General features: G+C 71.0%; 11 protein-coding genes and 1 pseudogene. 4 read left to right on the top strand and 8 right to left on the bottom strand.

Features of this window, described 5'->3' with window-relative positions:
- Positions 1-259 (top strand): dienelactone hydrolase family protein (locus G3I65_RS34925; RefSeq protein WP_160699882.1); only part of this gene is annotated, 259 nt, incomplete at its 5' end.
- Here the strand turns inward: G3I65_RS34925 and G3I65_RS34920 are convergent.
- Positions 231-1457, bottom strand: coding sequence for a cytochrome P450 (locus G3I65_RS34920; protein WP_163046804.1), 1227 nt, complete (start codon positions 1455-1457; stop codon positions 231-233). The two genes, G3I65_RS34925 and G3I65_RS34920, sit on opposite strands and share 29 nt — an antisense overlap.
- Positions 1458-1689: 232 nt before the next feature.
- Here G3I65_RS34920 and G3I65_RS34915 point away from each other — a divergent pair, with 232 nt between their 5' ends.
- The gene (locus G3I65_RS34915; RefSeq protein ID WP_160699880.1) at positions 1690-2847 is read left to right on the top strand and encodes a steroid 3-ketoacyl-CoA thiolase; all 1158 of its coding nucleotides are present in this window, start codon (positions 1690-1692) and stop codon (positions 2845-2847) included.
- Here the strand turns inward: G3I65_RS34915 and G3I65_RS34910 are convergent.
- Positions 2844-3230, bottom strand: coding sequence for a RidA family protein (locus G3I65_RS34910; protein ID WP_160699879.1), 387 nt, complete (start codon positions 3228-3230; stop codon positions 2844-2846). The genes G3I65_RS34915 and G3I65_RS34910 overlap by 4 nt on opposite strands.
- 43 nt (positions 3231-3273) lie before the next feature.
- Between G3I65_RS34910 and G3I65_RS34905 the strand changes: the two genes are divergently transcribed.
- Positions 3274-4071 (top strand): alpha/beta hydrolase, encoded by a 798-nt coding sequence (locus G3I65_RS34905; RefSeq protein ID WP_160699878.1) that lies wholly within the window; start codon positions 3274-3276, stop codon positions 4069-4071.
- A 338-nt stretch (positions 4072-4409) separates the two neighbouring features.
- On the opposite strand, the gene G3I65_RS34900 is transcribed toward G3I65_RS34905, so the two are convergent.
- From G3I65_RS34900 to G3I65_RS34885, 4 genes are read right to left on the bottom strand one after another with little or no spacing between them, the layout of a single operon-like run.
- Positions 4410-5612: an amidohydrolase family protein gene (locus G3I65_RS34900; RefSeq protein ID WP_160699877.1), complete on the bottom strand. Its 1203-nt coding sequence runs from the start codon at positions 5610-5612 to the stop codon at positions 4410-4412.
- A complete protein-coding gene (locus G3I65_RS34895; protein ID WP_160699876.1) occupies positions 5609-7024 on the bottom strand; it encodes a sodium:solute symporter in 1416 nt (471 codons plus the stop codon). The genes G3I65_RS34900 and G3I65_RS34895 overlap by 4 nt, the downstream gene beginning before the upstream one ends.
- Positions 7021-7218 carry a hypothetical protein gene (locus G3I65_RS34890; protein ID WP_166640966.1) on the bottom strand — a complete coding sequence of 66 codons (198 nt, stop codon included), beginning with the start codon at positions 7216-7218 and terminating at the stop codon, positions 7021-7023. The genes G3I65_RS34895 and G3I65_RS34890 overlap by 4 nt, the downstream gene beginning before the upstream one ends.
- A gap of 5 nt (positions 7219-7223) precedes the next feature.
- Positions 7224-8417, bottom strand: coding sequence for a M20 family metallopeptidase (locus G3I65_RS34885; protein WP_160699874.1), 1194 nt, complete (start codon positions 8415-8417; stop codon positions 7224-7226).
- A gap of 68 nt (positions 8418-8485) precedes the next feature.
- Between G3I65_RS34885 and G3I65_RS34880 the strand changes: the two genes are divergently transcribed.
- Positions 8486-9538, top strand: a complete 1053-nt coding sequence (locus tag G3I65_RS34880) for an Lrp/AsnC family transcriptional regulator (protein ID WP_239071637.1) — start codon at positions 8486-8488, stop codon at positions 9536-9538.
- An 830-nt stretch (positions 9539-10368) separates the two neighbouring features.
- Here G3I65_RS34880 and G3I65_RS34875 read toward each other — a convergent pair.
- Both G3I65_RS34875 and G3I65_RS34870 read right to left on the bottom strand, forming a co-directional pair.
- Positions 10369-11760, bottom strand: coding sequence for a DUF1996 domain-containing protein (locus G3I65_RS34875; RefSeq protein ID WP_160699873.1), 1392 nt, complete (start codon positions 11758-11760; stop codon positions 10369-10371).
- A gap of 276 nt (positions 11761-12036) precedes the next feature.
- Positions 12037-12330: pseudogene (locus tag G3I65_RS34870) on the bottom strand (zf-HC2 domain-containing protein); the annotation flags it as partial.

Genomic DNA, 12330 nt, shown 5'->3' with positions numbered 1-12330 from the left:
CCTGCCCGCCGGCGCCCGCCCCGGCCTGCCGGTCGAGGTGCACGTCGCCGAGCCCGATCCGATCGCGCCCGCGGCGCAGGTCGCGGCGTGGCTGGAAGCGGCCATGCGCGCGGGCGCCGATGCCCGGGTGCACACGTACCCGGGCATCGGCCACTTCTACACCGACGCGGACGGCCCCGACCACGACCCGGCCGCCGCCGCGCTGACCGGGGAGCGCGTCCTGGAGTTCCTCAGGCGTAGCGCACCGGGTAGTGCTTGATCCCGTTGAGCCAGCTGGACCGCAGCCGCACCGGCGGCGCCGCCTCCGTGATGCCCGGCATGACGTCGGCGATCGCGTTGAAGATCAGGTCGATCTCCAGGCGGGCCAGGTTCGCGCCGATGCAGTAGTGCGAGCCCGTGCCGCCGAAGCCGACGTGCGGGTTGTCCTCGCGGAGGATGTCGAACTTCTCGGGGTCGTCGAAGACCTCGTGGTCGAAGTTGGCCGAGCTGTAGAACATGCCGACGCGGTCGCCCTTGCGGATCTGCGCGCCGCCCAGCTCGGTGTCGCGCGTGGCGGTGCGCTGGAAGGCGACCACCGGGGTGGCCCAGCGGACGATCTCGTCCGGCGCCGTCTTCGGCCGCTGCTCCTTGAACAGCTCCCACTGGTCCGGGTGGTCCAGGAGCGCCTTCATGCCGTGGGTGATGGCGTTGCGCGTCGTCTCGTTGCCGGCGACGGCGAGCAGGATGACGAAGAAGCCGAACTCGTCCGAGCCGAGCGCTTCGCCGTCGACGTCGGCCTGGATCAGCTTCGTGACGATGTCGTCCATCGGGCACTTGCGGCGGTCCTCGGCCATGTTCCACGCGTACCCGATGAGCTGCGTGGACGCCTCCAGCGGCTCGACCTCGTACTCCGGGTCGTCGTAGGCGACCATCTGGTTGGACCAGTCGAAGATCTTGAGCCGGTCCTCCTGCGGGATGCCGATCAGCTCGGCGATCGCCTGCAGCGGCAGCTCGCACGCGACGTCGGTGACGAAGTCGCCGCTCCCCTTCTTGCGGGCCTCGTGGGCGATCCGCTCCGCGCGGTCGCGCAGGGTGTCCTCGAGCTTCGAGATCGAGCGCGGGGTGAAGCCCTTCGACACGATCCGCCGCAGCTTGGTGTGCTGCGGGGCGTCCATGTTGAGCAGCACCAGGCGGTTGGCGTCGAGGTTGTCCTCGGTCATGTTCTCGTCGAAGCGGATGATGGCGGTCTTTTCCCGCGACGAGTACAGCGTGCTGTCGCGGGAGACCTCCTTGACGTCCGCGTGGCGCGAGACGACCCAGTAGCCGTCGTCGCGGAACCCCGCGGTGTTGTGCTTCTGGGGGTTCCACCACACCGGTGCCGTCCGCCGCAGCTCGGCGAACTCGTCCACCGGGAGTCGCTGGGCGAGGAGATCGGGATCGGTGAAGTCGAACCCTGCCGGGATGAGCGGAGCGGCCACGTTGCCTCCCACGGTTCGGCTTGGAACACGTTCTAAGTTGGATTAGAGCATACGGTGTTAACCAACGGAAGACCGTTTAGTGAAACCCGTTAACTTGACCGATGAGGGCAGGTGAGCACCCGCTCACCTTGTCAAGATCAAGATGACGTCGATCCTGCGACGGCTTGCCAGAAACGATAACTTGTTCTAGTTTTTGGGTCAGTGAACAGTGTTTCCCGACGAAAGGGACGACATGGGCGTGCCGGTCATCGCCGAAGCCGTGCGAACCCCCATCGGCAAGCGGGGCGGGCTGCTGGCCGGCCTGCACGCGGCCGAGCTGCTCGGCGCCGCGCAGCTCGCCCTGACCGACCGGGCCGGGATCGACCCGGCACTGGTCGAGCAGCTGATCGGCGGCTGCGTCACGCAGGCGGGCGAGCAGTCGAACAACGTCACGCGCACGGCGTGGCTGCACGCGGGCCTGCCCGAGACGGCGGGCGCGACGACGATCGACGCCCAGTGCGGCTCGGCGCAGCAGGCCACGCACCTGATCGCCGGCCTGATCGCGGCCGGCGCCATCGAGGTCGGCGTCGCCTGCGGGGTCGAGGCGATGAGCCGCGTCCCGCTGGGCACCAACCGCGCGGGCGCGTCCCCGCGGCCGTCGTCGTGGACGATCGACCTGCCCAACCAGTACGGCGCGGCCGAGCGCATCGCGGTCCGGCGCGGGTTGACCCGGGCAGACGTCGACGCGTTCGGCGCCGCCTCCCAGCAGAAGGCGGCGGCCGCGTGGGAAGCCGGGCACTTCGACCGCGAGGTCGTCCCGGTGAAGGCGCCGGTGCTCTCCCCCGAGGGCGCACCCACCGGCGAGACCCGGCTGGTCGGGCGCGACCAGGGCCTCCGCGAGACGACGACCGAAGGCCTGGCCCGGCTGAAGCCGGTGGTCGAGGACGGCATCCACACGGCGGGCACGTCCTCGCAGATCTCCGACGGCGCGGCGGCGCTGCTGCTGGTCGATTCCGACCGGGCGGCGGCGCTGGGCCTGCGTCCCCGGGCCCGGATCCTCGCGCAGGCACTGGTCGGCGCCGAGCCGTACTACCACCTGGACGGCCCCATCCGCGCGACCGAACGGGTGCTGTCGCGGACCGGCATGACGGTGGGTGACCTGGACCTGTTCGAGGTGAACGAGGCGTTCGCGTCGGTCGCGCTGTCGTGGCAGCAGGTCGTCGGCCCGGATCCGGCGCGGGTGAACGTGAACGGCGGCGCGATCGCGCTCGGCCACCCGGTGGGCAGCACGGGGGCGCGACTGCTGACGACGGCGCTGCACGAGCTGGAGCGCCGCGACGCCTCGACGGCCCTGGTGACGATGTGCGCCGGCGGCGCACTGGCGACGGCGACCATCATCGAGCGGATCTAGCCCGGCAGGTGGGCGTCCACCTCGATCTCGATCTTCATCCGCGGGTCCGCCAGGCCGCACTCCAGCATCGTCGCGGCCGGGCGGACTTCCGCGAACGCCTTGCGCAGCACCGGCCAGCACGGCTCGAAGTCCGCGCGGGACGGCAGCAGGTAGCGCACCCGCACCACGTCGGCGAGGGTGCAGCCCGCCTCCGCCAGTGCCGCTTCGATGTTGCGGACGCACTGGGCCGCCTGCTCGACGACGTCGTCCGAGATCGTCATCGCCGCGTAGTCGAAGCCCGTGGTGCCCGAGACGTACACGCGGTCGCCGTGGACGACCGCGCGGGCGTACCCGATCTGTTCCTCGAAGGTGGAGCCGCTCAGGATCGCTCGACGTTCGGTCATGCCGCGCACATTAGCTTGTGGCGCTTGTGCTTCACTTCGAAGCATGATCTCGGAGAGCCGCTGCCCGGTTCAGGACGGTGAGCTCCTCGTCCGCCGCGGCGGCGAGGGCCCGGCGCTGCTGCTGATCCCGGGTGGCACCGGGGCGGGTGACTCCTACCGCGCGCTGGCGAAGCAGCTCTACGCGCACTACACCGTGATCACCTACGACCGGCGCGGGCACTTCGGCAGCACCGACACCACCACGGGCCCGGTCCCGGTGCGGCTGCAGGCCGACGACGCGCTGGCGGTCCTCGACCACGCCACCGACGGCCCGGCGCTCGTGTTCGGCACCAGCGCGGGCGCGCTGATCGGCCTCGACCTGGTCGCCCGCCACGCCGGCCGGGTGAGCGCCCTGGTCGCGCACGAACCCCCGGCGGTGCACCTGATGCCGGACGCGGGCGGCTGGCTCGAAGCGGCGGCGGAACAGGTCCGGCTGGCCCGGTCCGGCGAGCTGATGACCGCCGTGACGCGTTTCGCCGACGCGATCGCGGGCGCGGCCCTGCCCGACCTGCCGAACCTGCGGCTGCCGCACGAGGCCGACTGGATCCGCCTGTTCGACCGCGAGCTGACGGAGTTCTTCGACTACCTGCCGGACCTGCGCGCCCTGCGGCGGGCGAGCACGGAGATCTTCCCGGTGGCCGGCGAGGGCAGCCGCGGCCGGTACCACTACCAGCCGGCGAAGATCCTGGCGCTGGAGCTGGGTTTGCCGTTCACCGAGGTCCCGGGGGCGCACCTGGCGCCGCAGCGGAACCCGGCGAAGTTCGCGGCCGCGCTGCGGGACCTGCTCAGCCCGGAGCTCTGACGGGCCATGTGGTCCCCGGACGAGCTGCGGCTTCCTCGACGAGGCCGGGATCACCGTCGACGGCGGCCCGCCGCGGTGGACTGACGTGAATGACTCATTCATGTCGTCGGACGACATGAATGAGTCATTCACTACGTCTCGGCTCAGGGCAACGGAACCCGCACCGAACCGGCCTTTGAGGAACTCCGTCGCCTGGATGCCGAACACGACGCCGATCCGGGTCGTGTGCGCCGCCGGGACACCGGCTGGTTCGGGGCCGCGCCGCGGTCGCGCCGGGCCCGGAGACCACCCGCCGAAGCCGCCGCGACCACCCTGCGGTTCGACCCGCGTTAACGCCCTCACACCACCCGGACGCCGTCCTTCCAGACCTCACGGATGTTCGAAGCCAGCGCCGGGAAGTCGTACGGGTCGCCCGCCACCACCACGAGGTCCGCGCGCAGGCCCGGCTCCAGGCGGCCCAGCTCGCCGTCCAGGCCCATCAGGCGGGCCGCCGACGAGGTCGTCGCCTCCAGGACGTCCGCCGGGGTCATGCCGCACGCCGCCATCAGGGCCAGTTCCTCGAGGTTCGTCCCGTGCGGGCCCACGCCGCTGTCGGTGCCCATCGCGATCCGGACCCCCGCCGCGTACGCGCGGCGGACCGCATCGCGGTGCACCTCCACCACTTCACGCGCCTTCGCCACCACCGCGGCCGGCAGGTCGACGCCCGCGTCGGCCGCGCGGACCACGTTGACCGGGGCGATCAGGGTCGGCACCAGCCAGGTGCCGTGGCCGAGCATCAGCTCGATCGCCTCGTCGTCGAGGTAGATGCCGTGCTCGATGGACCGGACGCCGGCGCGGACCGCGTTCTTGATGCCCGCCGCGCCCTGGGCGTGGGCCATCACCGGGCGGCCCTGCATCGACGCTTCGGCGACCAGCACGTCCAGTTCCTCCGGGCTGAACTGCGAGTGGCGCGGGTCGTCGCGCGGCGACAGCACGCCGCCGGTCGTGCACACCTTGAGGACGTCGGCGCCCGCGCGCAGCAGCGTCCGCGCCACCCGGCGCATCTCGTCGGAGCCGTCGACCGTCGCGTCCGGGCGGCCCGGGTGCGGCACCAGCAGCGGCACGCACAGCCCGGACGGGTGCCAGCTGTCGCCGTGGCCGCCGGTCTGGCTGATCAGCCCGACCGAGATCTGCAGCCGCGGGCCCGGGATCAGCCCGTCGTCGACCGCCTGCTTGATCCCGAGGTCCGCGCCCGAGGCGTCCCGGACCGTCGTGATGCCGAGCCCCAGCGTCGCCCACAGGTTCCGCGCGGCTTCGTAGAACTGGTAGGAGAACGGCTTCTGCACGCGTGACAGCAGCCCGATGTCCGACACCGTGACGTGCACGTGGCAGTCGAACAGCCCGGGCAGCAGCACCGCGCCCGCGCAGTCGACGCTGTCGTCTCCGTCGAGGTCCGTGCCGACGTCGACGATCCGCCCGTGTTCGACCACGACGTCGGCCGCCGCCGGCTCGGCGCCCGTGCCGTCGAAGACCGAACCACCGGTGAACACCGTGCGCGTCACGCCGCCTCCACGAGAGCAGTCTTGCGCGGCGCGACCACCGCGGCCGCCGCGAGCACGACGACGTTCACGCCGAGCCCGATCAGGCCGACGTTGACCGTGCCGGCGAAGTGTTTGTCCACAAAGGTCAGCCAGATGACGACGAGCTCGCCCGCGATCAGGCCGGCGAACACCGGGCCCTTGCCGACGGGCACCCGCTTCAGGAAGCCCAGCAGGTTCGCCGGGGCCAGCTGGACCGACCCCGAATAGGTCAGCAACAGGAGGTTGGCCAGCAGGTCCGGCCGGAAGATGCCGAGCACGAGGGCAAGGGTACTCGCGAGCACAACCGTGCCGTGGTTGATCCAGAACTGCTTGCGGCCGCTCGAGACGCGGGCTATGTTGCGCGCCACCAGCGACGAGATGCCGATCAGGATCCCGGCCGCCGGGACCATCGCGGTGGCCGTCGCGGCGACCACGATGACGCCGGTGACCCACGTCGGGAGTGCGTCTTTCGACAGCGTCAGCAGTACGCCGTTCGGGTCACTCCCCTTGGGCACCACGAGGATCGCGGCGAACCCGACGACCATCGGCAGCAGCAAGCACAGCTCGTACACCGGCATCCAGGCGTAGTTGCGCCGCAGCACCTTCGGGTCGCGCGCCGACATCAGCGCCGGCCACGAGTGCGGCAGCGTCATCAGCCCGACGCCGATCGCGCTGACCAGCATGCTCGTCACGAACCAGACGTGGTTGTTCGGTCCACTGTGGACGATCAGCTTCTCGGGGTGCAGCTGTTCGATCTTGTGGAACACGCCCCCGATCCCGCCGGCGAAGTGCGTCGGCACCGCGATGATCAGCACGACCAGCGCGACCAGCATGATGCCGTCCTTGAAGTAGGACGTCGCCGCGACGCCGCGCAGCCCGGCCCACAGCACGAACGCGACCACCAGCACGCTGCCGGCGACCATGCTCAGCGTCCCGGACGCGCTGTCGCCGGTGACCAGCCGGACGATCAGGCCCAGCCCGGTGATCTGCAGCTGCAGGTAGGGCAGCACGAACACGACGCCGAGCACCGCGGACAGCGTGCCGAGCGCCCGGCTGCCGTAGCGGTCTTCGAGGAAGTCGCCCTGGGTGAGGTAGCCGCGGTCCTTGCCCATCGTCCACAGGCGTTTCGCGAGGAAGAACAGCACGACGTAGGCGATCGGCACGTACGGCAGCGCGTACATCGCGGCGACACCGCCGGAGAACGCGAGGCCCGCCATGCCGAGGAAGGTGAAGGTGGTGAACACTTCCCCCGCCTGGAGGAACCACATCGTCACGGCGCCGAACTTGCGGCCGCCGACGGTCCATTCCGCCAGGTCCGCGGCCGGGCGGCGGCGCCCGACGAAGCCGAGCACGCCGATCAGCACGATTCCGGCGAGGGTGAAGGCCAGGATCATCCTTCGTCCTCCTGTCCGCGCATCAGCCGTTCCGACAGCAGCAGCGCCGGGGTGAACATGAGGCACCAGAACGCGCCCCACACGACCATCCGCGGCAGCCCGAGCCACAGCCCGGTGGTGTTGACGAACGGCAGGAACGGCATCAGGACCAGCGCGACGACCGGGAGCAGCGGCGGCCAGTGGTAGCTGCGCACGCGCGTCACCCGGCCAGGTGCCCGAGGCGGCGGACGGCGAGCTCGGCCAGCAGCGCGGCGCCGTCGCCGAGCACGCTGTCGTCGAAGCGGGCGCGCGGCGAATGGTTGTCCGGCGCGGTTTCCGGGTCGCCGGGGCAGGCGCCGAGGAAGAGGTACGCGCCGGGAACCCGTTCGAGCACGCGGGAGAAGTCCTCCGAACCGGTGATCGGATCGGCCATCTCGGTGAACCGTTCCGCACCGAAGACGTCGCGGATCGTGTCGGCGACGAAGTCGTAGGCCGCGCCGTCGTTGACCGTCGCCGGGTACTCGGGTTCGTAGGTGACTTCGATGTCGAGGCCGTGCGCGGCGGCGATCCCGCGGCAGACCCCGACCGCGCGCTCCCCCACCCGCGCCGCGACTTCCGGCGAGAACGAGCGCAGGGTGGCTTCGAACTTCGCGTCGTCCGGGATGATGTTGCGCCGGGTGCCGGCGTGGAACGTGCCGACCGTGACGACCACCGGGTCGAAGACGTCGAAGGCGCGCGTGACCATGGTCTGCAGCGCGGTCACCATCTCGCAGGCGGCCGGGATCGGGTCGCGGGCGTCGTGCGGGGACGAGCCGTGGCCGCCTTCGCCGAGCACGCGGACCGCGAGGGCGCCCGAGGCCGCCATCAGCGTGCCAGGCCGGGCGACGAAGTGGCCCTTCGCGTAGCTCGCGGCCGAGACATGCAGGCCGTACGCGGCGTCGACGTGCTTGCCGGACGCGGTCAGCACGCCTTCCTCGATCATGTGGCCGGCGCCGTCCCAGCCTTCTTCGCCGGGCTGGAACATGAAGACGACGTCGCCGGGCAGGTCGTCCTTCCGGGCGGCGAGCAGCCGGGCCGCGCCGACCAGGCCCGCGGTGTGCAGGTCGTGGCCGCACGCGTGCATCGCGCCGTCGATGGTCGAGCTGAACTCTTCGCCACTGGCTTCGGTGACCGGCAGCGCGTCCATGTCCCCGCGAAGGAGGACGGTGCCGCCGGGCTTGCCGCCGCGGAGCACGGCGGTGATCGACGACAGGTTCTTGCCGAGGCTCACTTCCAGCGGCAGGCCGTCCAGCGCCGCGAGCACCCGGTCCTGGGTGCGGGGCAGGTGGAGGCCGATCTCGGGGATGCGGTGCAGGTCGCGGCGGAGGGCGACCAGATCGTCGAGCAGGGCGGCGGCGTCCGAGCGCAGGGTCATCCGCTGATCATGCAAGTGTCGAGCACAATGGCCGGGGAAAAACACCGGAACCACCGATGCGGAGCCCGATGAGCGAAGAATCCGCCATGTTGGCCGAGCAGGACCTCAAACTGGTCGACGCGCTCCAGGCCGCGCCGCGGGCGTCCTGGTCGACGCTCGGCCAGGCGCTCGGCGTGGGCGCGGTGACCGCCGCCCGGCGCTGGGACACGCTCGTCGACCGCGGCGACGCGTGGCTCACCGCGTACGTCGGCGGCGAGCTGACCGCGCGGCTGTCGCTGGCGTTCGTCGAGATCGACTGCGCGCCCGGCACCGCGCTCTCGGTGGCGTCCGCGCTGGCCGCGGACCCGCGAGTGGCCACCGTCGAACACCTGGCCGGGCCGTGCGACCTGCTCGCCCACGTGGTCACGCCGACGTTGCGCGAGCTGGCCGCGTACACGCCCGCGGTGCCCGGCGTGGTGCGGACGCGGACGGTGCTGTCCCCGCGGATGTTCACCGAAGGCAGCCGGTGGCGGGTCCGGGCGATTTCGCCGGGCCAGCGCGAGGCGCTTTCGGCTAAGCCGGCGAGGAACCGCGCACCGCTGCGCTTCGACGACGCGGACCGGGCGCTGATCCTGGCCCTCGGCGCGGACGCCCGCGCGTCGGCGGCCTCACTGGCGGCTTCGCTGGGCGTCGGGGCGACGACGGTCCGGCGCCGCCTGGACGCCCTCCTGGGCCGCGGCGCGATCCGCGTCCGGTGCGAGATCGCGCGCTCGGCTTCCCCGGCCCCGGTGACGGTGACGCTGTGGCTGCGCGTCCCGCCGGACAAGCTGGAGACGACCGCGCGATCGCTGGCGATGCTGCCGGAGGTCCGGATGTGCGCGGCGCTGACGGGTGCGGCGAACCTGATGCTGGTGCTGTGGCTGCCTTCCCAGCACGACACGGTCGCGGTGGAGGCACTGCTGGCGGCGAAGCTGCCGTGGCTGGAGATCACCGGCCGGGCGGTGACGCTGCGGAGCGTGAAGCTGATGGGCCGCCTGCTCGACGCGTGGGGCCGCGGAGCGGGCCGGGTGCCGTTGGACTTCTGGGCCGCGGCCCCCGTGCCGGGGCACGGGGACCGCGACGGGGGCCGGTCCGGGGGATGAGGGGGGTGAGGTGGAGGGAAGCATCCACCGGACCGGGGCTGCGGGGACCGGGGGCCTGAGGGGCCATCGACCGGTGCGGGGGGGTCTCGTCTGCCGGGTGATCGGCGGCCGGAGTTCGTTTGACTGGGGAGTGGATCCCACCGGCCGGGGCGGTCCCCCGCGTGATGCGGAGGGCGGGGTTCGCTTGGCCGGGAGGGGAATCCGGCTTGCCACGGACGGGGCTGAGGTGAATTTCGCTTGCGGGGCGGGGATCACTTGGCTTCTGGGGGCGGATCTCGCTTGCCGGGGACCGATGCTGAAGTGAATTTCGCTCGCGGGGCCGAGATCACTTTGGTGCCGGGGCGGATCTCGCTTACCGGGGCCGATGCCGAGGTGATTTCGCTTGCGGGACCGAGATCGCCTGGTGCTGGGAGCGAATCTCGCTTCCTGTGAGGGTTCCTGTGGCCGAGGCGGATGGCGCTTGCCAGGCATTCTCGCGTCCACTTTGGTCGATCGAAATTCCTTGGAGGGATTGAGTTCCGGCGCCGGTGGACGCGGGGTGAGGTGGAGGGAAGACGTCCACCGGGCCGGAACTCGCGGGGCGGGAGCGACTCCCGCCGGTTCCTCCTTCGCTGATCCGGCTGGGCCGGATCGGGGTGGGGGTGGGGATTCCCGGCCCGGCGGACTGGGGGGGTGAGGTGGAGGGAAAGCGTCCACCGGACCGGGGTTTCGGGGCGCGGGACCGACGGGTCCCGCGGTTTTCGGGGGGTGGTGCTACCGGCCCGGCGGACCGAAAGGGGGTGAGGTGGAGGGAAGGGTCCGCCGGGCCGGGGTTCGCGGGAGGCCGGGCGCTATTCGGCGCAGGCCTTGCCGGAGTTGATGCAGTTGACCAGGCGGCCCATGATCTGCTTGCTCATCACGTTCGCGAAGTCGTCGTGGTCGGAACGCGGGTTGTGCTTCTCCTGGGCGAACGCGTCCACTTTGTACTGACCGTTCTGCTGGACGTCCTGCGGGACGTCGTAGACCAGCGTCACCTGCAGCTGCGGCACGTTCTTGAAACCCTTGGGGCACTTGCCCTGCTGGTCGGCGAACACGATGTGCGTGCGGTGGTTCGCGCTGTCGGTGTTCTTGCCGTCCCAGCAGTTCGGGAACGCGTGGATCCGCTCGACCTTGCTGCCCTGCGGGCAGATCGGGTACAGGTCGGTCAGCCGGTCCTCGAAGCCGGTGCACGTCCAGCTGGGCCGGGCGTTCGCCGGGCCGTTGGTGCTCTGCTTGGCGTCGCCGTACAGCACGCGCAGGCCGAGCGGCATCGCGGTGACCTGCTGGGCGCCGCCGCCGATGAACTTCAGGGTCGCGGACTCCGGCTCGATGATCTCGCCGTCGTTGTCGCCGACTTCTTCGTTCGCGCCCTGGGGGCCGCCCAGCTCTTCCTGCTGCTGGCCGCCGTTCTGCTGCTGGCCCTGGTTCTGGCCGCCGTTCTGCTGGTCGCCGCCGTTCTGCTGGTCACCGTTCTGCTGCTGGTTGTTCTGGTCCTGGTTCCGCTGCCGGCGCTGCTGCCCGTCGCGGTTCTGGTCCTGGCCGTCCTGCTGCTGGGCGTTCTGGCCGTCGGTGCGCCCGGCGCTCGTCCGGCCACCACCGCGGCCGTCGCGCTGGCGCTGGTCCTGCTCCTGCGCGGCCTGGGCGTCCTGGCCGCTCTGGTCCTGCTGGACGTCGCCGGTCTTGCCCCGCTGCTTCTGCTGCGCCTGCTGGTTTTCGCTCGCGTTCGCCGCGGCGTCTTCGCGGTCGATGCGGATGACCGGCCAGAAGTAGGCGGACTGGTCACCGTTCTTGCAGGTGGTGTCGCCGGCGAGCAGGCTCTTGAGGTTCGAGTCCGCGTCGGTGGTCACGTTGCCGACGTAGTCGTGCAGGTGCTGGGCACCGTTCTTGATCCCGGGCTGGGCGATGAAGTTGTCCGGGTTGTGGTGCGCGCCGTCCGCGTTCGTTCCACAGTCGACGGTGAAGGAACCCTGCGCGCCCTTCTTCTTCAAGGCCGCGTTGACGTTGTTGCCGGCGGGCACCTTGTTGATGTCGATGAAGAACGACGGGTCCGCCGGGTCCGCGCTGGCCTCGCCCGTGCGGCCCGCGGTGACCGCGACGGCCAGCGCGCCGACGGCGATCGCCAGGCCGATCGCACCCATCGCGATCTTGGTTCGGCGGGCAACGCGGTGCTTGCCCGTCACGGGGGACCGAGAATTCCGGGCCATAGACTAGTTCACCTCGTTCGTTTTTCCGGGCGCGCGCTTCAGCAGCGCGGCAGCCCGGGCAAGAACTACCGTTGTTTTGACGTCGAGATTCGCGCGGAACCGGAGTTCGGGTCGGGTGGTTCCGCCGCGTCGGGACGCATCGGGGGATGCATTGGGGGATACGGATCCCAGCGCCTTGAGGTTCAAAAGCGACCAGCCCGTTATCTGTTCGTTATCAACGAGAACGCAACCAGGCAGCATTCATCCAGGTCATCGCGTTATCGGGGAAAGAAAGAGTCAGCGCTGCACGGAAACGAGGACCGAACCGTCGTCGCCACGGACTTCGAAGCGCGAGATCTGGTCCATCGCCAGCGAGATGGTTCCCTGCAACCGCAACGGTTCGGGCGAGCCGGGGATGCCGAACCCCTTGGGCGGCACCGCCCAGCTGGAGACCACGCTCTCGTCGCCCGCCTTGGAGATCGCGACCAGCCGGCACTTCACCGGCCCCACGATCCCGCGCAGCTCGAGTTCGACGCGGCTACCCCACTCCACCGGCGAGACCGTCACGAGCGCGTTGACCGCGGACCCGCC

The organism is Amycolatopsis sp. SID8362, assembly GCF_010550475.1.
GTDB lineage: Bacteria > Actinomycetota > Actinomycetes > Mycobacteriales > Pseudonocardiaceae > Amycolatopsis > Amycolatopsis eburnea.
This window is presented reverse-complemented; position numbering and strand designations above follow the sequence as displayed.